This is a genomic window from Thiocystis violascens DSM 198 (assembly GCF_000227745.2).
GTDB classification, from domain to species: domain Bacteria; phylum Pseudomonadota; class Gammaproteobacteria; order Chromatiales; family Chromatiaceae; genus Chromatium; species Chromatium violascens.
In genome coordinates this window covers 2,664,081-2,688,446 of record NC_018012.1, presented here as the reverse complement: position 1 = coordinate 2,688,446, position 24,366 = coordinate 2,664,081, and the positions used below count along the sequence as shown (strand labels likewise).

The 24,366-nt window shown below is 63.7% G+C and carries 16 protein-coding genes and 1 pseudogene; 7 read left to right on the top strand and 10 right to left on the bottom strand.

Features of this window, described 5'->3' with window-relative positions:
* Together THIVI_RS11880 and THIVI_RS11875 are read left to right on the top strand one after the other, a co-directional pair.
* Positions 1 to 2,508 carry a sensor domain-containing protein gene (locus THIVI_RS11880; protein WP_014778838.1) on the top strand — a complete coding sequence of 836 codons (2,508 nt, stop codon included), beginning with the start codon at positions 1 to 3 and terminating at the stop codon, positions 2,506 to 2,508.
* Positions 2,505 to 3,062, top strand: coding sequence for a retropepsin-like aspartic protease family protein (locus tag THIVI_RS11875; RefSeq protein WP_014778837.1), 558 nt, complete (start codon positions 2,505 to 2,507; stop codon positions 3,060 to 3,062). The genes THIVI_RS11880 and THIVI_RS11875 overlap by 4 nt, the downstream gene beginning before the upstream one ends.
* 26 nt (positions 3,063 to 3,088) lie before the next feature.
* On the opposite strand, the gene THIVI_RS11870 is transcribed toward THIVI_RS11875, so the two are convergent.
* Positions 3,089 to 4,396, bottom strand: a complete 1,308-nt coding sequence (locus tag THIVI_RS11870; RefSeq protein WP_014778836.1) for a DUF3422 family protein — start codon at positions 4,394 to 4,396, stop codon at positions 3,089 to 3,091.
* A 322-nt stretch (positions 4,397 to 4,718) separates the two neighbouring features.
* On the opposite strand from THIVI_RS11870, the gene THIVI_RS11865 reads away from it, so the two are divergent.
* From THIVI_RS11865 to ftsH, 4 genes and pseudogenes are all read left to right on the top strand, one after another.
* On the top strand, positions 4,719 to 6,167 hold the full coding sequence (locus THIVI_RS11865) for an SUMF1/EgtB/PvdO family nonheme iron enzyme (RefSeq protein WP_014778835.1): 1,449 nt from the start codon (positions 4,719 to 4,721) through the stop codon (positions 6,165 to 6,167).
* A pseudogene (locus THIVI_RS25775) lies at positions 6,097 to 6,441 on the top strand (hypothetical protein); the annotation flags it as partial. The gene THIVI_RS11865 and the pseudogene THIVI_RS25775, both read left to right, overlap by 71 nt.
* Positions 6,345 to 6,686, top strand: coding sequence for a PfkB family carbohydrate kinase (locus THIVI_RS26170; protein WP_217161034.1), 342 nt, complete (start codon positions 6,345 to 6,347; stop codon positions 6,684 to 6,686). The pseudogene THIVI_RS25775 and the gene THIVI_RS26170, both read left to right, overlap by 97 nt.
* A gap of 199 nt (positions 6,687 to 6,885) precedes the next feature.
* Entirely contained in the window at positions 6,886 to 8,808 is a 1,923-nt protein-coding gene (ftsH, locus tag THIVI_RS11855) for an ATP-dependent zinc metalloprotease FtsH (protein WP_014778833.1), read from the top strand.
* A 66-nt stretch (positions 8,809 to 8,874) separates the two neighbouring features.
* Here ftsH and THIVI_RS11850 read toward each other — a convergent pair whose 3' ends face one another.
* From THIVI_RS11850 to THIVI_RS11810, 9 genes are all read right to left on the bottom strand, one after another.
* A complete protein-coding gene (locus THIVI_RS11850) occupies positions 8,875 to 9,114 on the bottom strand; it encodes a hypothetical protein (RefSeq protein WP_014778832.1) in 240 nt (79 codons plus the stop codon).
* A gap of 136 nt (positions 9,115 to 9,250) precedes the next feature.
* A complete protein-coding gene (locus tag THIVI_RS11845; RefSeq protein WP_245537260.1) occupies positions 9,251 to 9,736 on the bottom strand; it encodes a hypothetical protein in 486 nt (161 codons plus the stop codon).
* A 455-nt stretch (positions 9,737 to 10,191) separates the two neighbouring features.
* Complete coding sequence (locus THIVI_RS11840; RefSeq protein ID WP_014778830.1) at positions 10,192 to 12,270, bottom strand: EAL domain-containing protein; 2,079 nt, start codon at positions 12,268 to 12,270, stop codon at positions 10,192 to 10,194.
* Positions 12,267 to 13,940 (bottom strand): methyl-accepting chemotaxis protein, encoded by a 1,674-nt coding sequence (locus THIVI_RS22805; protein ID WP_052315019.1) that lies wholly within the window; start codon positions 13,938 to 13,940, stop codon positions 12,267 to 12,269. The genes THIVI_RS11840 and THIVI_RS22805 overlap by 4 nt, the downstream gene beginning before the upstream one ends.
* 162 nt (positions 13,941 to 14,102) lie before the next feature.
* Positions 14,103 to 14,774: an ANTAR domain-containing response regulator gene (locus THIVI_RS11830; protein ID WP_014778828.1), complete on the bottom strand. Its 672-nt coding sequence runs from the start codon at positions 14,772 to 14,774 to the stop codon at positions 14,103 to 14,105.
* Positions 14,771 to 18,682 (bottom strand): PAS domain S-box protein, encoded by a 3,912-nt coding sequence (locus THIVI_RS11825; RefSeq protein WP_169315571.1) that lies wholly within the window; start codon positions 18,680 to 18,682, stop codon positions 14,771 to 14,773. Before THIVI_RS11825 ends, THIVI_RS11830 begins: the two co-directional genes overlap by 4 nt.
* A 154-nt stretch (positions 18,683 to 18,836) precedes the next feature.
* Entirely contained in the window at positions 18,837 to 20,279 is a 1,443-nt protein-coding gene (gene mgtE / locus THIVI_RS11820; protein ID WP_014778826.1) for a magnesium transporter, read from the bottom strand.
* Positions 20,280 to 20,371: 92 nt separating this feature from the next.
* Entirely contained in the window at positions 20,372 to 21,268 is an 897-nt protein-coding gene (locus THIVI_RS11815) for a general secretion pathway protein GspB (protein WP_014778825.1), read from the bottom strand.
* Positions 21,265 to 23,088, bottom strand: coding sequence for an ExeA family protein (locus THIVI_RS11810; protein ID WP_014778824.1), 1,824 nt, complete (start codon positions 23,086 to 23,088; stop codon positions 21,265 to 21,267). The genes THIVI_RS11815 and THIVI_RS11810 overlap by 4 nt, the downstream gene beginning before the upstream one ends.
* A gap of 301 nt (positions 23,089 to 23,389) precedes the next feature.
* On the opposite strand from THIVI_RS11810, the gene menB reads away from it, so the two are divergent.
* Positions 23,390 to 24,250 carry a 1,4-dihydroxy-2-naphthoyl-CoA synthase gene (gene menB / locus THIVI_RS11805; protein WP_052315018.1) on the top strand — a complete coding sequence of 287 codons (861 nt, stop codon included), beginning with the start codon at positions 23,390 to 23,392 and terminating at the stop codon, positions 24,248 to 24,250.
* The last annotated feature ends 116 nt before the right edge of the window (positions 24,251 to 24,366 follow it).

Below are 24,366 nucleotides of genomic sequence, written 5' to 3'. Positions count from 1 at the left end.
ATGTCGAGCCCATCGCCCGATCATGCGCTCGCCGCGGACGCCGGCATTGCCGACTGTGTCGACCTTTGGCAGGCTCTCATCGAGGGATTGATCGAGGCGGTCTGGCTGGTCGACCCCTTCGATCTGCGCATCGTCGCCGCGAACCGCGTGGCCGTCGAACTGCTCGGGATGACCCGCGAAACCATGGTCGGACGGCCGGTGATCGATCTGGCATGCACCCCGGAAGATCTTTTTTTCTGGGAAGACGTGGCCGCTGGGCGAGCCGACCATCTGCTATCGGAGACCCTGTTGCGCCATCGCGATCAGACCTTGGTCACGGTGTTACGCCGGGTCAGCCGGGTGAAATGCGCCAACGGTCTCTCCTTCTATGTGGTGGGCATCGCCAACCAAAGCGAGCAGCGCGCGGTCGAGAACGAGCTGGAAAAACTGGTGGCCGAACTGCGCGCGACCCTGGAATCGACCGCCGACGGGATCCTCGTCACCGATCTCGACGGCGCGATCCGCGGTTTCAATCAAGGTTTCGCCGAGATGTGGAAGCTGCCCGAGGCGCTGCTCACCGAACGCGACGATGCCGGAGTCTATGGCTGGATGGCGCGGTCGGTGCTGGATCCCGGCGAGTATGCCGCGCGCATCGCGGCGATCGGCCACGACCCTCTGCTTGAGGCGTCGGATGTGCTCGCGCTGCGCCACGGAACGGTTCTGGAGCGGGTGACCCTGCCGCAATACGCGCGCGGCCATCCCATCGGCCGCGTCTATTCGTTTCGCGATATCACCCAGCGGCTGGCCGACGAAAAGCGCCTCACGCTCGCCAACCGGGTCTTCGAGGCCAGCCTCGACGCCATCTTCGTGACCGATCCGGAGTTTCGGATCATGGCCGTCAATCCGGCCTGCGAGCGGATGACCGACTGCCGCTCGGCCGAACTCGCCGGACAGGCGCTCACCCAGTCGCTCCAGCTCTGGCTTGGCGACCGTCCCCACCGCGCCATCCTGGATGCCCTGGCCCGCGACGGCTTCTGGCAGGGAGAAATCGCGCAACGCACCAAAACGGGCCTGACGTTTCCGTGCCTGGTTTCGCTGGTCCGGGTGCTGGATGCCGAGGGCGCGCCCTTTCACTATGTCGGATTCGTCAAGGATCTGTCCGAAGCGGTCGCGGCACGCCAGCGCATCGAGCAACTCGCCTATACCGACACCCTGACCGGACTGCCCAACCGCTTTCGTCTCACCGAACGTCTCGAATTCGCCATCAATCTCGCGCAACGCGAACGCACCGGCTTCGCCCTGCTCTTCATCGATATCGATCGGTTCAAGCAGATCAACGACTCGCTCGGGCACATCTTCGGCGACCGCGTGTTGATCGAGGTGGCGCAACGCATCACGCATTGTCTGCGTCAGGTGGACACCACCGCCCGGCTCGGCGGCGACGAATTTGTGCTGCTGCTGCATCAGGCAAGCGAGTTTGGCGCGGAGCAGACCGCGCGCCGGCTGCTGGAGGTCATGACCCAACCGTTCGCGATCGACGGGATGAAGTTCTCGCTGACCTTCAGTATCGGCATCGCACTCTATCCGGACGACGGCGAGAGCGCCGACGACCTGATCAAAAACGCCGACAGCGCGATGTACCATGTCAAGGAGCGCGGCCGCGGTCATTTTCGTTTCTATCGGCCGCAGATGAACGTCGATCTGCTGACCCGTATGAAGCTCGATCATGCGATGCGCGAGGCGCTGGCCGAGCAGCGTTTTCGTCTCGCCTACCAGCCGCAGGTCGATCTGCGCACCGGCCGGGTGATTGGCGTCGAAGCCTTGCTGCGCTGGCGCGATCGGGAACTGGGCGAGATTTCGCCCGGCCAGTTCATCCCGATCGCCGAGGAAACCGGCTTCATCGTCGCCCTTGGCGATTGGGTGCTGCGCGAGGCGATCCGCCAGGGCGAGCAATGGCATCTCCAGGGAATCGCGCTGACGATGTCGGTCAACGTCTCGGCGGTCCAGTTTCAACAGACGACTTTCATCGCGTCCCTGGCGCACATGCTGGCGGCCAGTCGTCTGCCTCCCGGCAGACTGGAGTTGGAACTCACCGAGTCGATCCTGATCCAGAACGTCGACGACACCCTGGTCCGTCTCGATGCGCTGGTCGCGCTCGGGGTGCGGCTGGCGATCGACGATTTCGGCACCGGTTATTCCAACCTCGCCTATCTGAAGCGCTTTCCGCTCCACCGGCTGAAGATCGACCGCTCTTTCGTGCGCGATCTCCCGGACGACGAGAGCGACGCCGCGATCGCCACGGCGGTGATCAATCTGGCGCGCGCGCTCAAACTGCGGGTGATCGCCGAGGGCGTCGAGAACGACACCCAGCGGGACTTTCTGCTGGCCGCCGGCTGTGACGAGTTTCAGGGTTTTTTGTGCGCTCCAGCCCTCAAACCCGCCGACTTTCTGAACCTGGCGGAGCGGATTGGACTCGCCGATGCGACGCCCCTGCCCACGTCCGCCCCCAACCTGGAAACAGCGCATTGAATCGTCCCTGGCTCACGAAACGCACCTGGTCCACTCCGCTCTCCTGGGTCAACCGACACCGGGGATTGTCGCTCTTGACGGTCCTGGGCAGCCTGCTCGTGCTGGTGGTGAGCCACACGCAGCGTCTTGGGTATCCCAACCCGAATCCGATCGCCGATCCGGGAGTCTCGGGGCTCCCGCAGGTGGTTCTGAAGCAGAATGACGTCCATCAGTTCGTGGTTGGCGGGCGGATGAATGGCGAACGGGTGGAATTTCTGGTGGATACGGGGGCCGCCGAGGTCTGCATGCCGTATGCCGTGGCGCGGCGGCTGAATCTGCCGCTGAGTCCGGGCGTGATCAGCAAGACCGGCAACGGTAACGTCCAGAGCTGGTCCGCCCAACTCGACAGCGTCGACGTGGGCGGTCTGGTCGCCAGTCAGGTCAAGGCGACCGTGCTGCCGAACATGCAAGGCGAACAGGTGTTGCTCGGCATGTCGTATCTGCGACACATGGAACTGGTTCTGGCGGGCGGGGAGATGACCCTGCGGCCCTTCGTTAAACCGCGTCCGGAGTGATCGCTCGCTGTCAAGCGACCGCCGCCTTAATCGTTGACGTGTTCCATCTTGAGTAGACGCGCCTTCATCCGCCGGATGCCGAGCCAGGCGACGAGGACCACGACCGGTGCCGCCAGACCCGTCGCATAGGCGGCCTCGATCGGCAGGCCATGACCTTCCAGACCTTTCAGCAGATAGCCGACTAGCCCAACCCCGTAGTAGCCGATGGCGATCACCGAGAGTCCTTCGACGGTCTCCTGCAAGCGCAGTTGTAACTGCGCGCGTCGGTTCATGGACATCAGCAAGCTCCGATTCTGTTCCTGTAGACCGACCTCGACCCGCGCGCGTAGCAGGCTGGTGAGGCGCGCGGCACGCTCGGCCAGATCCTGCTGGCGTTTCGATGTCGAGTTGCAGGTCGCGATCGCCGGGGCCAGACGGGCGTCGAGAAATTCGCTAAAGGTCTGTAAACCTTCGATGCGTTTCTGGCGCAACTGATCGAGCCGTTGCCGAACGACACCATAATAGGCGCGGGATGCCTCGAAACGCGAGCTGGTGCGCGCCGCGACCGCTTCGATCTCGGCGGCCAGGGTGGTCAACTCGGCCAGCAGTTCCGCATCGGGAACGCCGCGCCCGACATCGTCCGGATCGGTCATGCGTGCCGCCACCCCCACCAGCCGACGGTCGGCGCCGCTCAGAATCGCGTTCGCCTCGCGTGCCTCGGGCAAGCCGAGCAGTGACATGGCCCGGTAGGAGTTGATTTCCAGAAAGCGTTTGGCGAGTCGACCGGCCTGGTTGTCCGAGAGCCCCTGGTCTCGCAGCAGGATGCGCGAAAAACCGTCGCTATGAATGCGCAGATCGGACCAGGCGCGCGCCGCGCCGCCCACCACTTCGGAGCCAATGACGGCATTGCCCGCGAAGAGTTCGCTCAGTTCCTCGCCGCCGCGCTCGGGCATGTCGCGCGATTCGAGCGCGAGCGAAACCGCCGTGACGACCTCGCCCGGCAGCTCGCTCAGCCACTCCTGAGGGAGTTCATAGAGCACCGGATAGGCGAAGGGATGCCGATAGGCGCCCGGTTTGCTGAAGGTGTAGGTCACGAACTCGGTGTGGCGTTCCCAGCGCATGCGGATGTCGCCCAGCACGGCGAAGTAGTGCTGTTCGACCGTCTCCGGACGGGGCAGGCCATAGTGATCGAGCAGCTTGAACAGATGCCGGAGATTGCGGCCGCTGCCCCGCTCGCCGCAGATCGCGGCAATATGCGAGACCCGTTCCGGGGCACGCAGGGACTCGTAGGTACGCGCGTGCAGCTCGGCGACGCCCTGGTGGCGCAGGGGGTGTTCCTTGAACGGCAGGGCCATGGGGTGGAGACTCCTCGATTCGATGAAACCGCATCCGGCGCGACGGGCCGGGTTCGGGCGATCCTGGTCTTGCGCCAGACGCCGACGGGGCGCGCGGGCGATGCGGTAAAGCCACAGATTAACCGGAAACCATGACGCAATGAAGATGGGGTGCCAGGGGCCATTTCCTCAAGGCCGGCAGCGCGAACGCCAACCGGGCGCCGGGAGTGGACTCGGATCGCGTCTCGTGATTAAGTGACCGGACAGGTCATGTCACCAATCACGCCGCTTGTTCTCCGGGCCGCCTCGGCACTGGACGACGGCACACAGCGATGCCTTCAGGATGGCCAAACCAATCGACGCGAACCGCGACCACGACATCGAAACCGCCACGCTGCGCAAAACCCTGGAGCAAATGCGCAGGGAAGCGGAGCAGGAAGTCATGCGTCTCAATCTGCGCATTGCCGAGCGCGTGCACGAGACCGACAGCTCGGTCGCCACCGCCACCGAGCACCTGGCCATGCAGCAGGAAATGACGGTCCTGCAACAGACCCTGGAGGCGAAGGAGCAGGCGCTCGATCACATCACCGAGGAATGTCGGCGGCTTGAGGACGAACTGGAAGACCATAACCTGGCGCTCGACGGTTTGAAGCAGGAGATGGAGCGCAAGGAGATTTCGCTGAAGGACGCGGTGGGCGAGGTGGAACGGCTGAAACGGGAATTGGCGGAACGCCTCAAGACACCGACCGCCATCGCCCCGCCGCCGCCAATCGCGCCGACCTCGTCCCGAACAACGCCAACCAGGATCCCGCTCTGGCGACGGACGGGATACCCGATCCTGTTCGCCGTACTGGCCTTGTCCGCGGGCCTGTCCCTCTATCTGATCCGGGATCGGATCGACCTCCGGCTGGCCGAGGTTAGGCAATGGTTTCGCGCCTCTCCGCCAGCGGTCGTCGTGCCGTCGACGCCCGTCGGCGCACGGATCGAGGCCGCGCCGGCGGTTGTCGACGAGACACCCACGCGCCCCCCCCCGACGCCATCCAAACCGCCGCCCATTCGGCATGATCGGCTGCGCGGCGGCGCGCTTGCCCCGGCGCTCGCCGTGCTTGATGGCGGCGTCTTCCGGATGGGCGCGAACAGTCTTTCTGGCGAGGATTTCAGCCCGGCCCACGAGGTCCGGATCCACCCCTTCCAGATCGGCGTCAACGAGGTGACCTATCAGGACTACGACCGCTTCGCGCGGGCGACCGGTCGGTCGCTGCCCGAGGATTTCGGCTGGGGACGCGGCAACCGGCCAGTGGTCGGCGTCAGTTGGCGGGATGCTCAAGACTATGTCGATTGGCTGTCGCGGGAGACCGGTCGACGCTATCGCCTGCCCACCGAGGCGGAATGGGAATTCGCGGCCCGTGCCGGCGGTACCCGATCCTTCTGGTGGGGCTCCGGCCTGGAACCGGGCCGGGCGGTCTGCTTCGATTGCGGCAGCCAATGGGACAATCGCTCCACCGCGCCGGTCGGGAGCTTTCCGCCCAATCCATTCGGTCTCCACGATACCGCCGGAAACGCCATGGAGTGGGTCGCGGATTGTTATTACCCCAGTTATCAGGGGGCGCCGAGCGATGGGCGCGCGCGACTCGGCGCCTCTCATGCGCGCGGGGCAGACTGTACGGCGCGGGTCGCGCGGGGCGGCGCCTTCAACAAGCCTTCGTCGTCCATGCGCACCCATGTGCGCGGACACTTCGCGCCCGAGACCAGGCTCGACATGCTGGGTTTCCGCATCGCACGCGATGTCTGATACGCCACCGATTCGCCCCCCGACCGCCGCGCGTCGCATCCTCGGCGTCGGCATCGCCACCCTGGATCTGATCAACGAGGTCGACGCCTATCCGGCCGAGGACGCGGAGATTCGCGCCCTGTCTCAACGCCGGGCGCGGGGCGGCAATGTCACCAACAGTCTGTCCCTGCTGGCGCAATTCGGACATCGCTGCCGCTGGGCCGGCACCCTGGCCGACGATCCCGCCAGCGCCGCGATCCTCGCGGATCTCGCCTGCCATGGCGTCGACGCCAGCCAGGCCGTGCGCGTCCGGAACGCCGTCACGCCGACCTCCTACATTGCACTCAGCCGCGCCCGGAACGGGTCGTCGACACGCTCGGCGCCGGAGACTGCTTCAACGCCGGTGTCATCGACGGTCTGTTGCGCGGGCTTCCGCCCGGCGAGGCGGTCGCCCGCGCCGTCCGTCTCGCCGGTTACAAATGTGGTCGATACGGCTTGGATGGGCTGATCCAGGATGCCGCGCGGGCGGGAATCCTGTGAGGCGCGCGCGTCATCGCCGGATTGCGTACCGAGGCCGGACGGTCAATCAATCACGCAACAAACCGGTCATCTCCGGTAAACTCAGCGAAGTGCCCCACTCTCGGTTGGTTTTTCAGTCCCCGACCCGATCTATCGTTGAAGAGTTGCGGCAAGACCAACCGCGCCGAACAACGCGCGGATCCACGAGGTAAGCTTTAGAATGAATGCAAAGATTTTGAATATCCTGCTCTGGGTCGCCGTCACCTTCTGGTTGGTGATGATGCTCAACAGCATGACCTCTCCAGAGAACATCGAATCGCGCTCGTTAAGCTACAGTCAATTTCTACAGGAATTGACCGACGGCTCGATCCGGGAAGTGACCATCCAGGACCAGACGGTCAAGGGCGTTCGCACCGACGGTTCGCGTTTCGAGACCTTCGATCCGGGCGACCCCGGATTGATCGGCGATCTCCTCAAGCAGTCGGTGACGATCCGCGCGGAACCGCCGTCATCGCCAAGCATCTTCATGCAACTCGTGCTCGCCTGGCTGCCCTTCCTGCTGCTGGCGGGGGTCTGGGTCTGGCTCATGCGACGGAGCGCGGGCGGCGGTGGCGGCGCGGGCGGCATCTTCAATTTCGGCAAGAGTCGCGCCCGCCAACATGCCGAGGGCGAGGTCAAGGTCACGCTGCGCGATGTCGCCGGCGTGGAAGAAGCCAAAGAGGAAGTCGGCGAATTGGTCGATTTCCTGCGCAATCCGGCGAAATTCACCAACCTTGGCGGACGGATTCCGCGCGGCGTTCTGATGGTCGGCCCTCCCGGCACCGGTAAGACACTGCTTGCGCGCGCCATCGCCGGCGAGGCCAAGGTGCCCTTTTTCAGCATCTCCGGCTCCGACTTCGTCGAGATGTTCGTCGGCGTCGGCGCCTCGCGGGTGCGGGATCTGTTCGAGCAGGCCAAAAAGAGCGCGCCCTGTATCATCTTCATCGACGAAATCGACGCCGTCGGACGCAAGCGCGGCGCGGGACTGGGCGGCGGACACGACGAGCGCGAGCAAACCCTCAATCAACTCCTGGTCGAAATGGACGGTTTCACGGGCAACGAGGGCGTCATCGTGATCGCGGCCACCAACCGCGCCGACGTACTGGATCCGGCGCTGCTTCGCCCTGGCCGCTTCGATCGTCAGGTCGTGGTCGGTCTCCCGGATCTCGCCGGACGCGCGGCGATCCTGGAGGTGCACATGCGCAAGGTGCCGATCGCCGACGACGTCGATGCCCGGACCATTGCCCGCGGCACGCCCGGCTTCTCCGGTGCCGACCTGGCCAATCTGGTCAACGAGGCGGCCCTGTTCGCGGCGCGCGCAGGCGACACCGAGGTCGCGATGGCGATGTTCGAGAAGGCCAAGGACAAGATCATGATGGGCGCCGAGCGGCGCAGTATCGTGATGTCCGAGTCCGAAAAGAAGCTGACGGCCTATCACGAGGCCGGACATGTGATCGTCGGCCGACTGGTTCCCGAGCACGATCCGGTGCACAAGGTCAGCATCATCCCGCGCGGACGGGCGTTGGGCGTCACCATGTTCCTGCCCGAGCGCGACCGCTACAGCATGAGCAAACGTCAGTTGGAGAGTCAGATTTCCAGCCTGTTCGGCGGACGGCTGGCCGAGGAGATCATTTTCGGACCCGAACACGTCACCACCGGCGCCTCCAACGACATCGAACGGACCACGGATATCGCCCGCAACATGGTCACGCGCTTCGGGCTATCGGATCATCTGGGGCCGCTGGCCTACGCCGAGGACGAGGGCGAGGTGTTCCTGGGACGCTCGGTCACGCAGCACCGCCAGGTTTCGCCAGAGACCGCGCAAGCCATCGATAAGGAAGTCCGGATCATCATCGACCGCAACTATCAGCGCGCCAAGCGTTTGCTCGATGAAAATATGGACAAGCTGCACACGATGGCCGAAGCCCTGCTGAAGTTCGAGACCATCGACCGGAATCAGATCGACGACATCATGAACGGCCGTCCGATGCGTGAACCCGATGATGACGGAGGACATTCCAAGCCCAAGGCGGATGGTGAGAGCAGCGCCGCTCAAGGCGGCGGCGCGCACAAACCGCCGCCGATCGTGATCGACAGTATCTGAAGCAAAAGCGAAAGCGAAACCGCGTCCATAAAAGGACGCGGTTTCGCTGCGTTGAAACGCCTCGTTTCAAGATGCTTTCTGGGCGTGACGATAGACCGCTGCGTCGCGATAATGCACATCGGTCCAGCAACGCGGCAAGGACTCGTCCGAGACAAACACAAGGTCGCACTTCTCGAATCGCTCCGGATCCTGCACTTCCTCGCCGGCATGGTAACGTCCGACGATGAACGGATGCATCGGATTGAAAAGGTCTTTTTGACTCAAGACCTCGACTAGTTTTCCGCTGGAACTCTGCTTGAGAAACATCGTTCGTCCTCCTCGATGGGTGAACTCAACCTTCGTTTCTCAGTATGACACCTGCTCGCGAACCGACAAGAAAGCGATCGACCGACCGGAACCGGCGTTATTCCCGACGGTTCCGGGGAGCGTTCCGATCGGCGGATCAGACGTGGACGCCGCGCGTCTTCAACTGCCTCCGAACGATAGGATCGGTTCGATTCTTCGAGGTCGCGGCCTTCATGAAGACCACGACCCGATCGATATCGCGAATCACGCCCAGGAGCGTTGCATTGTCCTGATACGTGGATCCCAGCGACTCGAACGCGATGTCCATCAAATGCTCGTCGGCGCGCGCAATGCCGACCGCGTAGGCGATGTTGCAGGAAAGCCCTTCATGATGATGGTGCATGCGGATCGCGAAGCGTCTCCAGGCATCGATCCAGCCATCCCACTCCATTGGGGACACGTTGGCCCGGCTCGTGCGCAAGAACAGGACGACCTTCAGGATCTCATCCTGCCATTCCCATTTCGGGGCGTCGATCTTCTTGCGCACGCGCTCCACGACGCGCCCATGGTATTGCAGGCAATGGTCGCACTGATAATAGAGCCCTAGCGCATAGGCGATGTACTCGCGCTCCAGCTCGCTCAAGGTGAAGGGATCGGATTCCCCCGGCGAACCAGAAAAAGTATGAGCATGGAGCTCGTTGAGAACGTCGTTGAAGGGTTGCCCCTGGATGGATTCACGGACTGCTGCTTGACCTGCCACCTTAAGAACCTCATGAAGAACGGCTTATATTTAGGAGTCGATGCTACGCAGGCTCATGCCGCACTGCAACATAAGAAATTGCTGCTATGGTTTTGTTTTTCAAGAAAGCAATATATATACCGAATTAAGAAGCGGGGGGGCGTTACGGTAGCAATTCTTTGCGCGCAAGCGCGGAGGGCCGAGCAGATGAAGGCGCCGGAAGAAGCGTTTCACCCGTCAGCGCGGGGATGGGGGCTCAGGCCGCTGTGGCGAGAGCCGCTGTTGATAGTTCGCGAGGCCGGTGGCTGCAGGCATGCCAGCGCACGGAGGAAATGACCCATGGGCGTTTCGGCGGGCCGTCAGTATGCGCGGTCGCTCTCGCCGATGTCTGGCCCAATGAGCGCCGCCAGTCGCTCACTAAGGGTGCCCCCCAAGACGTGTAGCTCGGCCAGTCCGTGGACGACCTTTTGATCCTGGCCATTCTCCCTGTGCAACCAGAGCCTTGCCGCAAGCGCATGCAGGCGTTCGTGCTCATCCTTGAGCAGCCCGAAGACCAGCTTCGCGCCGTGACGCAGCTCACCCTCGCCGCGCAGCCAGCGCCCAAAGCGGCACTCGTGGTGATGCACGGCCGGGAGCGACCCGAGGCCGTGCCTCAGGAAGTCGTCGATGGCCCGGATCCAGGCCGCGTGCTCGACCTGCGCGAAAACAATGGGCAGGTCATAGCGGCTGACTGGCCGTGTAGTGGTCCAAGAGGCGTGTGGCTGCCACTGCGCTGCCCAGGCGGGTAACTCGCCCGCGGGCATTGGCCGCGCAATTCCATAGCCCTGCGCAAGCTCGCAACCTAGCTGCAGCAAGAGCCTGCCTTGCTCGAGTGTTTCCACGCCTTCGGCGATGGTCTGCCGCTGGAAGGCCATGGCGAGGCCGAGCACGCCCTCCAGGATGGAAAGGTCATCGGGATCCTGGAGCATGTCGCGCACGAACGTTTGATCGATCTTGAGCGAGGTCGCCGGGAGCCGTTTGAGGTAGGTCAGGGAGGAGTAGCCCGTGCCGAAGTCGTCCAGCGCGAAGTTCACCCCGAGCGCGATGCACTGCTGCATCAGCTCCGACACCTTGCCGACGTCATGCAAGGCACTGCTTTCGACGATCTCGATCTCGAGGGCGCCCGGCGGCAGATCGGGATGCCTCGCCAGCAGCGCCCCCAACCGCTCGCCGAAATCGCGCTGCTGTAGCTGACAGGCACCGACGTTGACGCTCCCCGAGATGGCCAAGCCCTCCGCGTGCCAGGCACGGAGCTGATCGAGCGCGCTGGCGATCACCCACTCTCCAAGTTCGAGCGCCAATGGATGCCCCTCGATGGCAGGGAGAAACTGGATCGGTTGCAGCAGCCCGCGCTCCGGGTGTTGCCAGCGGATCAGGGCTTCCGCGCCAACCACTTCGCCCGTGCGCATGTTGACTTTCGGCTGGTAGAACAGCACGAACTCGCAGCACTGCAACCCCTCGCGGATGCGCTTGACGTTCTCATTGCGCCCTCTCAAGTTGAAGGCGTGCTCGGCATCGAAGCAATGGAAGCGGTTCTTGCCCGCGAGCTTCGCTTGGTACATGGCTTGATCGGCCTGCCGGATCAACTGGTCAGCGTCGACGTTTTCCACTTGGGGGTAGTGCGTCACGCCCAGGCTGGCGGAGATCTGCAGTACGGCCTCATCGAGTTGAACCGGCTGCGACGCGGCGTCGAGCAAGCGCCTAAGGAATGGCGCGCTCTCCTCCTCGCCGTCGTCCAGATCCATGAGGACGGCGATGAATTCGTCGCCACCCAGGCGGGCCAGCGTATCCCCTTGTCGCAAAACGCGCCCGAGCCGATGCGCCAGGGCGATCAGCAGTTGATCGCCGACGTCATGGCCATGGCTGTCGTTGACCGTTTTGAATCCGTCCAAATCCAGGTAGATGAGCGCGAGACGTTGTCCGCGCCGCTTGACCTGCGCCATGCCTTGAAGCAGCCGGTCCGACAGCAGAACCCGATTCGGCAGCCCGGTCAGCGCGTCGTGATAGGCAATATGCTCGAGGTGCTGCTCATAGGCCTTCTGCGCCCGGATGTCCGAGAAGAGTCCGACGTAGCGATGTGCCCAGCCTTGGGCGTCGTGCAGCGCACTGATGGTCAGACGCGCGGGATGGATTTCGCCGCGCTTGTCGCGGTTCCAGATCTCGCCACTCCAATATCCTAGCGTGAGCAGCTCTTGCCACATCGCCGCATAGAACGCCGGATCATGGCGGCCAGAGCGAAGCAGGCGCGGTGTCTTGCCAAGCACTTCTTCGCGGGTATAGCCGGTGATGGTAGTGAAGGCCGCGTTGATCTCCAGGATGGTGCCGAGCGCGTCCGTGATGACGACCGCCTCGCGCATGTGCGAGAACACACGTGCAGTCACACGCAGATGCTCGGTCATTTTGGTGTAGCCCCTCCCTCATCGAGTCGCTCGAGAATGACGCCGGAGACCTCGTCAAGCTCGGCGAATAGACGCTCCGCCTCGCTCGTGTAGCCCGTTTGCTTGAGCTGAATGATCTGGCGCACGAGATTGTGCAAGTGCTCATGAGGTTTCATTGCCCGAGCGAGGCTCGGCGGTATCGTATTCGCCGCCAAGCTATCGAACCAACGCCCAAATTTGCACTCGTGATGAGAGACGGCTTCTTCGCTCGCCAGCGCGAGATGTCCATCGAGGAAGGCCCTCACCCGAATCTTCCATAGCAGGTGAGAGGTCTTGGCCGCCGCGAGCTGGTAATGCCAGTTGTCGCCCGCATGGAGCGCGCCGAGCGTTTCGATGAGATCTGACAGGATTGAGCCAAACTGGCTGTTCTGTTTCGACGACGCTTCCGCAAGCTCGGCGGTCGTTCCCGCGATCGCGCTGATGTTCACGATATTTCTGTTGATGTCTTCGGAGACCATGCTCTGCTCAAGGGCCGCGCTGGCGATCTCGCCGTTGAGCGTGCTGATCGTCGTTGCGGCGGTCGTAATGGAGTCGAGCGCCTCGCGCGCCTCCAAGGCGCGTTGCTGACTTTGGCCCGTTCGATCGAGACACCTCTGCATGACGCCGAGGGTATCCTGAACTCCGAGGTTCAGATGCTCGATCCGTCGCTGGATCTCATTGGTGGATGCCTGCGTTCGCTCGGCCAGCGCGCGAACTTCACTCGCGACGATCGCAAATCCCCGGCCACCCTCGCCGGCCCGCGCGGCCTCGATGGCCGCATTGAGGGCCAAGAGATTGGTCTGCTCGGCAATGCCCCTGATCACATCGACGATCGAGCGGATGTTTTCGGCGTCCTCGGCCAATTGACGGGTGCGTTCGCTGGCGTCGCGGACGTCTTCGGCGAGTTTCCCGATGGCGACCTGGCTGCGCCCAACGAGTTCACTTCCCGTATGTGCCCGAGCGACCGCCGTGCGCGAATGCTCGGCCGCCGTTTCGACATTGCGGGCGACTTCTTCGGCGGAAGCCGACATCTCGGTCATCGCCGTCGCAACCTGACTGGTCTCTCCGTCGAGCGTCGACATCTGGTGCGATACGCGAAGCCCGGCCGATGAGAGTGCGTCGCCGGACAGTGCCAGATCGGTCACGCGATCCTGCACGCGCACCAGAAAGCGCCGAAGATGTTCGAGCAGGTGATCCACGGCCGTGACCAATGGTCCTGTCGCGCCATGCCGGTCCAAAGCGACCGCCCTGTATACATTGCCATCCTCGACGACGTCTTGGAGGAGACGTGTCAGCTCATTGAGCGGCCCCGTGATCGAGCGGGTCACCAGCCAACCGGCCCACCATAATAGAGCGGCCAGTCCGGCCACACAGACGGCAATGAGCCTCAGATGTCCTTGAATCGCCTCCGTGGCGAGCGGGCTCCGACCAACGCCGATCAGGGCATCGGAGAGCAGTGTAACGGCGATGCCATCGATCGCGATGGCCCCAAGGAGCGCAATCACGATGATCGCGCTCAGCCTGACACCGATGGAAAAACCTGATATGAGACGGACCACGGCCGCATCCTCGACCCAATTGCCGCGAGCGCTGCAAGGGATGTGGGCCGCGGGGGCGGAGCGGTCGTTGGAGATGTTTGCACCCGGGGGCAAGGGGTGTCAGAGGGTATTGCGTCAGAGGGTATTGCGAGGACTTTCTAGTTCGAGTCCTCACGCCCGGCGCTAGAGTAATAAACCGAATCTGCAATTGCAAATGTTGGCGGCACGAGGCTTCAATCCTCGGTATGGCCTGATGAAGCGAACAATCCAGACGGGTCATGCAAACCTTTGGTCCGGCCTGCCGAGCTTGCGTTCGGCAGGTCCGGTGGGGGCCGCCTCATCGCCGTCGCTTGGCCTCTCGCGTGGACCGAGCGCGTTGACGAGAGAACAGGCATCCAGAACGTCGCTGGCGACCTCGCGGATCTTACGGCGCTCTCTGCGCGAGCGTTCGCGCATCACTTCGAACGCCTCCTGGTGGTCCATGCGGTGTCGCTCCATCAGGATCCCGATGGCCACGTTGACCACACGACCGGTTCCGACCGCTGCGGTCAGGCGATCTTTCTGTCTCGCCAGCTCTCGGATTTCGCATGCGCGCTCTAGGGCCGTCTTGATCGTGGGGAGCGCACGGGCCACATCGATGGGCTTGATCAGATAGCCGAGAGCGCCCTGGCGCGCGGCTTCCGCCACAGACTCATGGTCGTCGTAGGCGGACAGAAAGATGACGGGGATACCGATCTCCCGCATCAGGGCCGCGGTCTCGGTGCCTGAGATCTCGGGCATCCGCAGATCCAGAATCGCCAGATCGGGCGACGCTCTCCGTGCCGTCATCAGCGCCTCGGCGCCAGAGCTGGCCAACTTCACCGCGAAACCAGCATCCCGCAATCCCCTCCCAAAGGTCGCTAGGACAACCTCGTCATCGTCCACCAGTAAGAGCGTCGGTGTCTTCATTTGTTTTTTACTCCGAACGTCATGTTCATCACTGTGAGTGGCTTCCTTGCGACAAGTAGCGGCGGCCGCACGACCAAGACAGCGATCACACGGCCATCGGTTTGATCGATGGTCAGGGCGGCACCCTGCCGCGGGAGCATGTCGCGCACGAGTTCGAGCCCAATGCCAAGCCCGCGTCCAGCCCCGAAATCGAAATCCTTGGATAGTACGCCGGGGTTGGTGAGGGTCAAACGGATCGAGCCGTCCTCGTCTCCGCAAGTCACCCGCACGGATTCGCTGTTCGATCCAAGCGTGCTCCATTTTAGCGCATTCTGAAGCAATTCATTGATGACGAGGGCGAGTGCCACTGCCTTATCGCGGGCGATCAATGACTCCATGTCTGTGCCCCCACCGCTCAGCACCATCGGAATCGCGCTCAATGCCCTAGCGTTGCACAGAATCGCCTCGAGCATCTCCATAAAACAAACGTCCGCGCCCGCTTCGCGGCTTTGCAGCCCATAGACCGCCGCGATGGATTTAACCTGGGCAATGGCCTTGTCGATCGTTTCGCTGGAGCCGCCCCGAGGCTCGCCGAGGCTCTGCGTCAGAAGCCCCACGAGCCCTTGCAGGTGGTTCTTGATCCGGTGGTGAACCTCTCGGACCAGCACGTCTCGCTGCTCCTCGAGGCGAGCCAGGCGAGCCTGCTCGGCCCGTTGACGGTCGGTGATGTCGTGGATCACATGGACGCTGCTGCGCAAGCCGCCTTGGTCGTCATACAACCTTGAGGTCGTGATGCGAAAGAGACCAGCCGAAGCGTCTTCAGCGATTTCCGTGACGTCGACTCGCTCATTCCGCGAACACTTCCGGAGGTCGCCCTCGGGCCGAGTGTCGTCGTACCTGTTGAAGTGCAATCTGTGCAGAAGATCTTCGATCCATGGGGCACCTTGCTCCGCGTAGGCTCGATTGGTCTTGATGAGCCGACCTTCCTTGTCCATGATCGCGATCGCGTCCGGGACGGTGTCGAACGTCTTCGACCATTCTTCGTTGGCCCGCTTCAGGTCGTCCTCCATCCGATATCTTTCCGTCAGATCGATGGCGGTGCCAAACACCTTGACGCTCCTTCCCGCGCGATCTCGCATCAGGCTTCCTCGAAATGCCAGGCTCAGAATGCGCCCGTCTGGGGAGGCGATCCGTAGGACTTCGTCGAACGTAAAAATCTTGTGTTGCTCGACCCCCAGTCGAATGGCCACCGCGGTTTTGCGATCGTCGGGGTGAACGAGATCCAGCCATCGATCGAGGCTCTTCACCGTTTCGACGGCGCTGTAACCCAAACTCTGGTTGAAGACCGCGTCGATGAGTACCTGGCCAGTTCGCAGATCCCATTCCCATACGCCGATCTTTCCAGCGTCCGTCGCGAGGGTATAGCGCCGTTCTCGCTCCACGAGTTGCCGTTGGACCTCCGCCTTCTCTGCCGCGGCACAGATGACGCCGGCCGACGATCGTAGCGCGGCGATCTCCGCGAGCGACCACTCACGTTCCTCCTCGCAGTCGTCGAATCCAAGAAAGCCGAGGAAAACGCCATTGGTGAACAGCGGAACTAGGAGGATGGAATGGACGCCTTGGGGCTCGAGAAGCGCCCGCTCCGCAGCCGAATAGGTCGCTCGGCGGGCGGAAACGGGCTCGCCGCCGCTGAGGGTGTCATACCAATTGAGTAGCCCATGTGCTTGCCAAGCGAAGTTCTGATCGCGGGGATTGCTGATTTGCGGCTCGACTCCAACCGCACACCACTCGAAACACTGGCGACACCGAGGACAACCATCCGCATCGACGATGCGCTCGAAGAGATAGGCACGACTGACCCGCGCCGCGACGCCGAGCTGTCCAAGCGCGTCGTCCATGACCTCGGTCCATTGGCTGCACCTCAGAAAGAGCAGAGACAGATTCGCCACCGCTGCAAGTATTTCATCGCGACGCGCGAGCTCCGCCTCGATTGCCTTCTGCCGGGTGATGTCATTCCGGACGGCGAGAACGTGCTCTCGCCCCCCAAGATGGATCAAGCGCAGGTTCACCAGACCATCAATCACGCGGCCGTCCCGCCGCCGGTTCTTGACCTCCCGGATGACGGCCTTGCCTGACCTCAGCTCAGCGTTGGTCTCTTGGAAGACGCGCTCGAAGACCTCGACGGGCGATGCCAGAATGTCCGGCAACCGCAGCTCGGAGAACTCCGTCGCGCTGTAGCCGAGCAGGGTATGCGAGGTGCGATTGAACTTGACGAAGCGGAGCGTTTCCAAGTCCAGCAAATCGATGCCGACGCCAACCTGGTCGAACATGGCCGCCAACAGGGCCTCGCGCTCCTCCAGCGCGCGCTGCTGCGCCTTGCGCGCACTGATATCGCGCGCGATGCTGACCACGATCTGGCGCCCGTTGATCTCCACCCCACGCAGGCTCACCTCGGCATCGTAGACCGTGCCGTCCTGACGTCGATGGCGGGTTTCGAAGGTGACGTTGATCTCCGGGACATGGCCGGAAAAATCACGGCGGACATCCGCCTCGCTCAGGTCGGCGTTGAAATCCCAGGGGTGCAGGCCGATGAGATCTTGCGGCGCGCAGCCCTGCATCTCGGCGAAACGCGGGTTGACCTCGAGGATGCCAAAGGCGGGCTCGAAGATGGCGATGCCATCGCCCGAGTGCTCGATGAGGGCACGCCGCCACTCGGTTTCATTGGCCAAGGCGACCTGGGCGGCTTTCTCGGACGTGATATCGCGCCAGACGCCGATGAAACAGTCGCGACCGCGCAGATGCACGGCCTGAACGCTGACCTGGACATCGAGCAGGGCGCCGTCCTTGCGACGGTGCTTGCCGTCGAAGCGGATCTGGCCCGTGGTGGCGAGCACCTGCGTCGCGAACTCGCGAAAGCTGGCTGCGTCCAGGTCGGCCCGGATGTCGAACAGGGTCATCCCCAGCAGCTCTTCGCGCGTGTAGCCCAGGAGACGACAGGAGGCATCGTTGACTTCGACAAAGCGCAGTGTCTCGGCGTCCGTCAGTTCGATCCCATCACCCGCCTGATTGAAGATGAGGCTGTAGATCTCCTCGCGCTCCCGCAACGCTTCCTGCATCGCCTGCTCGGCGGTGATATCGCGCGAGACCTCGATGATGGCCGGCCGGCCGTTCCAATGGCCCATCACGGCACGGGTATCCACCATCAACTGATTGCCATCGGCCGTCAAGAGCGGCAACGCGAAGCTCGCGCGCGCGCCGGCCAACGTCTCGGCGATCAGACGCCTGGTTTCGTTGCGGGTCTCGGATGGATAAATGCTCCAGATGGGACTGCCGAGCAAGCGGTCGCCGTAACCGAGGGTGGCGACCGCCGCGTTGTAGTGCAGGATGCGCCCGTGCGAATCGAGCACGAACAGGTAGTCGGTGATGGCCTCGAACAATCCTTCGAGGTTTTGCCGCTGCCCAGTGGCCGCGAGCTGCGCCAGCGAACGCTCTAAGGCCAGGGTGAACTGACGGGCCAGCGTCTCCAGCGTGGTCACAGTCGAGCGTTCGACCGCTCCGAATCGCCTGCTGGCCAGATTGAGACAGGCGAGGGGTTCGCCACCGGCATGGATGGGCAAGACCACCAACGCATGGATGCCCTCTTCGATCAACTCCGGTTCCCGAACAAGAGCCCCGTCTGCGCAAGGATCCTGCGCGGACGTACAGCTACATCGCAACTGTCCCTGGCGGATGATGTCCGCTTGCGGGGAATCCGCGGCCAGGCGGTCGACCTTGGCCAAGAAGCGCTCGGAGAGGCCCCGTTTGACCGCTAACCGATAGCTGCCGTTCGGCTCGCGCCAGTACAGCCCACCTCCATCCAGCTCTGGCAAGCGCAACGCACTGTCCAAGATCGCTTCAAGCAGACTTTCCCGATCCAGCGTCTCAGCCACAAAGGCGGAGAACTCGTGTACCACGTCCAAGCGGTGTTGCGACGACGGGGGCGTCTGCGATGAGGTTTCATGCCGAGGAGCCGTGTTGGATGGATTCGGACCGATCAATGCGCTCATGCCGCCCTATTAGGATCGAGTTTTATCGGGAAATCGCTTAAAGCAGAAACACCGTCGCCAGCCCCAGAAAGATGAAAAACCCGCCCGAATCGGTCAGCGCGGTAATCATGACCGAACCGCCGAGTGCCGGATCCCGCCCAAAACGCTGACGCAGCAGCGGAATCACCACCCCCGCGGTGGCGGCGAGCAACAGGTTCAGGATCATGGCGGCGGTCATCACCAGGCCCAGTTCCAGGTTGCGATAGAGCCACCAGGCCACCGCTCCGATCGCCCCGCCCCAAACCACCCCATTGATCAGGGCCACGCCCAGCTCTTTTCGCAACAGTCGCCAGAGCGCCGTCGGTTCGACCTGTCCCATGGCGATCGCGCGCACGATCATGGTGACGGTCTGATTGCCGGCGTTGCCGCCAATCCCGGCGACGATCGGCATCAGCGCCGCGAGTGCGACCAGTTGTTCGATCGATCCCTGGAAGAGATCGATGACCCGCGAGGCGACAAAGGCCGTCATCAGATTGATCGCCAGCCAGGCCCAGCGGTTTTTCACCGAGCGGATCACCGGCGCGAAGATATCCTCCTCCTCGCGCAGACCGGCCTGACTGAAAATCTCCGCCTCGGACTCCTCGCGGATCTGGTCGACCATGTCGTCGATCGTGATCCGCCCGAGCACCCGCCGCGTCGCGTCGACCACCGGGACCGAGACCAGATCGTAACGCTCGAACGCCTTGGCCGCGCCCCCGGCGTCGTCGTCCGGGGCGAAGGTGACCACGGACTTGGATTTCATGACCTGGGAGACCTTTTTCTCCAGATCGTTGATGAGCAGCGCCTCCAGGGTCAGGACGCCGCGCAGCCGGTCATCGCGGTCGACCACGAACAGCGCGTCGGTATGGTCAGGCAGCGCCTCGAAGCGGCGCAGATAGCGCAGCACCACCTCCAGGGTCACGTCCTCGCGCACCGTGACCATATCGAAATCCATGAGCGCGCCGACGGTGTCCTCGGGGTAGGCCATGGCGGCGCGGACCTGCGCCTGTTCTTCCTGATCGAGCGAGGCGATGACATCCCGCATCACGTCCGGGGGCAGATCGGGCGCCAGATCGGCCAGTTCGTCCGTATCCAGCGACTCCACGGCGGCCTTGATCTCGTCCGAATCCATGGTCTCGATCAGGGTGGCGCGCACCGCGTCCGACACCTCCAGCAGGATATCGCCGTCCTTCTCGGCGCGGACCCGGTCCCAGACGAAGAGTCGGTCGGCGAGCGGCAGGGCTTCGAGGATACAGGCGATGTCGGCGGGATGCAGACGGTCGAGCTTGCGCCGCAGCCGCGCCAGGTTCTGCTTGTGGGTGATGGATTCCACCAGCTTCTGGTGCGGCATGCGCTGACGATGGATCAGGTTTTCGACCAGGTGCTGGCGCGACAACAAATCCTGTATGTCATGCAGATGGCGGTGAAGGGCATCCGGGTCGCGTGGTTTCTGCTCGGTCATGGGAAAGCCGTCAGTGCATGGGTCGCGGGGTAGGTGAGTCGCGCACTTTACGGACTTCGGCGGCGCATTGCGAGACCGCGCGGGAGGCGACGCTAGCGCGCAACGTAGAAGGGGTTACCCTGATAGCTCAACACCGCGCCATCGGCCAGGATGCGCTCGACCCGCAGCCCCTCGCGCGTTTCCTCGCCTTCGCGATACTTGAGCGCATTGATCAGGACGAAGCGTTTCGCCGCGTCCGGGTCATAGACATGGACGGTCATCAGATAGCCGGGCGTTTGCGCCTGCTGCTGGGGCGTCAGCCGCAGCCGCGTGGGATCGCCGTCGATCCTGACTGGCTTGAACCCGGCGCTGGATTTGGGAGGCGGAAGCCCCTGTTCGCGCCGCACCTGTTGCTTGAACGACTCGATATCGTCGATCAGGTCGACCGGGATCGGCGCGCGCTGTGGCGGCTCCATGACCAGCGGCTCGGTGTCGTCGAACTGGAACTGTTCCGCGTCCAACTGACGCTGCAACTCGCGCTCCAGCGCCGGGTCCAGATTCGGGTTGGGGTAATCCATGATCTCGTCCAGTGAGACCGGCTCGGCGGGATCGGCCGCGCGCGTGCCCGGAGACGACTGGATGGCGTGGGCCGGGCGCTTCGGCGGCGGCGCCTCCGCGAGCGGAGCGGCGGGCGCGAAAGGCAACGGATCGGGCGATTCCGATGCCGTCTGGCGATCCCGCGCGAACGGGTCTTCGGGAGTCGCCACGGCGACATCGCGCTGGCTTTCCGGTGCCTCCAGCGCGGTCGGTGGCTTCGTGGGTTCGCGCAACGCGGCGAAGAGCGCGATGACCACCGCCAGAGCCGCCAAACCGACTGCAAGCAGTCCCCAATGATTCGTGGGGATGGGCTCCTTGTCCTCGCGAAAGATCCCGGCGGTCTCCAGCGTGGGCACCTGACCGAGTTCGCGTTCCTGCTGCGACTTCTTCAATGCCTCCAGAATGTAGCTCATGGCGTTTCCACCACGGGTTCGGGAACCGCCGTCGTCCCGTCGAGCCGGGGGATGCCGGGCCTCTCGACCGCCTGATTCAGTAGGATGAGGGTGCGCGGACCGGCGACACCGTCGGCCGACAACCCCCTGGATGTCTGGAAGGTCCGCAGCGCGTCACTCAACGAGGCATCGAAGCGGGGAGCATCGCCGGTCGCGAGATCCAGGCCGGGCACCTGGGATAACGTTCGGCGCAACCAACGCACATCTTCGCCCCATGAGCCTGACGCCATGAGGGTCGAGCCACCCGGCGGCGGTTGCCAGACCAGGGTGTAATGGCCGGTCCAGATGCGTTCCAGACCCGCCACCGGGACGCGCTCGCTCCCCGTGGCCAGGTCCAGCGTCGCCTCGGTGTCGTCGAGCGCGGCCAAGACGACAAAGCGTCTGGAGTCGCCGGGGCCGACGACCCTCAGCACCGCGGGCAGATCGAAATAGCGGAGATTGCCGAGGGTGCCCGTCTCCTGCTCGCAGCGCAGGCCGACGGATGCAAGCCGCGCGCAGGGATCGCCCGCGCCGAGCGCCTCCGGTTCCAGGGTCCAGCGTCTTAGCAGGAGCCGCAGCGCAGCGTCTTCGGACATGGCCAGCCGGTCGAGCGTGGCCTCCACCGCGTCAGCCTCGAAACGCATCAGCGCGATTCGCGGCAACGCCTCTCCGGATGCCTGGGGCTCTCCGGTCGCGACGGCCAGCGGGGCCGGTTCCGATGGCGAGACCGACGTGGTGACGGGAGTTGGTTCGGCGGTTGCCACCTCCGTGGCGGTCTCGGTTGGCGGCTCCTGACGCGCGGCGGATTCGGACGCCGGCGCCAGAGACCGGTCGCCGACTTGCGGTGGGAAAAGCGCGGACACCCATCCGAACGGCGCCCCGTTCTCATCGCCCAGCCACGCAGCCCCCCACCAGCCCGCGCCCAACGCCAGGGCAAAGGCCGCCGCCGCCAGAAATGCGGGCCGCGCGGCGGGCGGACGAGTGGCATCGAGCGTCCCTCCCCGCACCTCGCGCGCCGCCTTGTCGACGATGACCGGCGTCACTTGCGAACCTCGGGTCACGCAGGCGCCCAGCAGCGCCCGATCGCAGAGGATATTGACCAACCGCGGGATACCGCCGGAATAGCGATAGATCCGACGGATCGCGCGCGCCGTGAACAGCGGTCGATCGACGCCAGCGACCGCGATGCGGTGACGGATATAGTCTCCGGTCTCCCTGAGATTGAACGGGGCCAGATGGAAGCGCGCCGTAATGCGCTGATTGAGCTGGCGCAGTTGTTCGCTGTCGAGCAGGCGCCGCAGTTCGGGCTGCCCGATCAGGAAAATCTGCAGCAGTTTGTGTTTGGTGGTCTCCAGGTTGGTCAGCAACCGGATCTGTTCCAACACCTGAGGCTGAAGGTTCTGGGCCTCGTCGACGATCAACACCGGGCGGCGGCCCTGACCATGCGCCTCCAGCAGATACTGATTCAACCGATCCACCAATACCTTGATCGACTGCGTGCCTTCCGGGACTGGAATCCGAAATTCGTCGCAGAGATTCAGCAGCAGTTCGTTGGCGGTCTGGGTCGGATTCAGGATCAGGGCGACGTCGACGCCCTCGGGCAATTGCTCCAGAAAGGCGCGGCACACCGTCGTCTTTCCGGTTCCCACCTCGCCGGTCAGCAGCACGAATCCGCCACTCTCGCCCGCGCCATAGAGCAGATGGGCCAGCGCCTCCCGATGCTGCTCGCTGAGGAACAGATAATGGGGGTCGGGCGCAATGGAGAAACTGGGCTCCTTGAGCCCAAAATACTTTGGATACACGCTGGCTGCTCGGTACGATGTTCGCCCAGTTCCGCCCCGCGTGAAGGTCTGCGCGAAACGGGGTTGCGACAGATTGAATGGCGCTGGCGAAACCGCTGAATCGATCAGCATGCCCCGCCGTTGGCAGATTAGTCAGGGTACTGGAGGGCGTCAAGCGGGCAGGGCATGCGTGGCTTGTGCCGCGACGCCGCCAGACCGCCGAGCGCAATGTCCGAAACCAATCGTCAGTCCGCGCTCATTTGCGGATAAAATCCCAGCCCTGGTTTTTATCCAAAGAGGTTTACCGGTGGCGTCAGACAACATGCAGCAACCCGAGGGCCGGTCAAACGCCGGGCGCGCGCCGATCGTCTGGGAGACGCCCGCGGATGACCGCTACCGGGACATCCTCTATCAACAGGCCGAGCGGATCGCGAAGATCACCATCAACCGTCCGGAGGTGCGCAACGCCTTTCGCCCCCAGACGGTGCGCGAGCTGATCGACGCCTTCCATCGCGCGCACATGGACCCCGAGATCGGGGTCATTGTCCTGACCGGCGCTGGCGATCTGGCCTTCTGCTCGGGCGGCGATCAGCGGATTCGCGGCGACGCGGGCTATCAGGACGAGTCTGGCGTGGAGCATCTGAACGTGCTGGAACTGCAACGCCAGATCCGCACGCTGCCCAAGCCGGTGGTCGCCATGGTCGCGGGCTATGCGATCGGCGGCGGTCATGTGCTGCATCTGATCTGCGACCTGACCATTGCCGCCGACAACGCGCGCTTCGGTCAGACCGGACCTCGGGTCGGCAGTTTCGATGGCGGTTTCGGGGCCGGTCTCATGGCCCGGACCGTGGGGCTCAAAAAGGCCAAGGAAATCTGGTTTCTGTGCCGTCAGTACGACGCCCAGGCGGCGCTCGACATGGGCCTGGTCAACACTGTCGTGCCCCTGCGCGAACTGGAGTCCGAGACGGTCGACTGGTGCCGCCAGATGAACCGGCTTTCGCCGACCGCGCTGCGGGTGCTCAAGTCGTCCTTCAACGCCGACACCGACGGACTGGCCGGGATTCAGGAACTTGCGGGCAACGCCACCGCGCTCTTCTATACCACCGAGGAGGGACAGGAAGGACGTAACGCCTTCCTGGAAAAACGCGAGCCCGATTTTCACCGGTTTCCGCGGCGTCCTTGAGGCTCGCGGCCCGCTGGCGTGCGGATCCTGAATCCCTGGGCGGATGCCTGAAGCCCGGGGCGGTGCCGATCCTGTCCAGACTCGCCGCGCCTCGCTCGCCTACTCATCAACACCGA

What these genes read in the sequence shown, in the direction of transcription:
- THIVI_RS11880 (WP_014778838.1), top strand. Translation starts at nt 1, where the DNA reads ATGTCGAGCCCATCGCCCGATCATGCGCTCGCCGCGGACGCCGGCATT.
- THIVI_RS11870 (WP_014778836.1), bottom strand. Translation starts at nt 4,396, where the DNA reads ATGGCCCTGCCGTTCAAGGAACACCCCCTGCGCCACCAGGGCGTCGCC.
- THIVI_RS11865 (WP_014778835.1), top strand. Translation starts at nt 4,719, where the DNA reads ATGGCCAAACCAATCGACGCGAACCGCGACCACGACATCGAAACCGCC.
- ftsH (WP_014778833.1), top strand. Translation starts at nt 6,886, where the DNA reads ATGAATGCAAAGATTTTGAATATCCTGCTCTGGGTCGCCGTCACCTTC.
- THIVI_RS11850 (WP_014778832.1), bottom strand. Translation starts at nt 9,114, where the DNA reads ATGTTTCTCAAGCAGAGTTCCAGCGGAAAACTAGTCGAGGTCTTGAGT.
- THIVI_RS11840 (WP_014778830.1), bottom strand. Translation starts at nt 12,270, where the DNA reads ATGACCGAGCATCTGCGTGTGACTGCACGTGTGTTCTCGCACATGCGC.
- THIVI_RS11830 (WP_014778828.1), bottom strand. Translation starts at nt 14,774, where the DNA reads ATGAAGACACCGACGCTCTTACTGGTGGACGATGACGAGGTTGTCCTA.
- mgtE (WP_014778826.1), bottom strand. Translation starts at nt 20,279, where the DNA reads ATGACCGAGCAGAAACCACGCGACCCGGATGCCCTTCACCGCCATCTG.
- THIVI_RS11815 (WP_014778825.1), bottom strand. Translation starts at nt 21,268, where the DNA reads ATGAGCTACATTCTGGAGGCATTGAAGAAGTCGCAGCAGGAACGCGAA.
- menB (WP_052315018.1), top strand. Translation starts at nt 23,390, where the DNA reads ATGCAGCAACCCGAGGGCCGGTCAAACGCCGGGCGCGCGCCGATCGTC.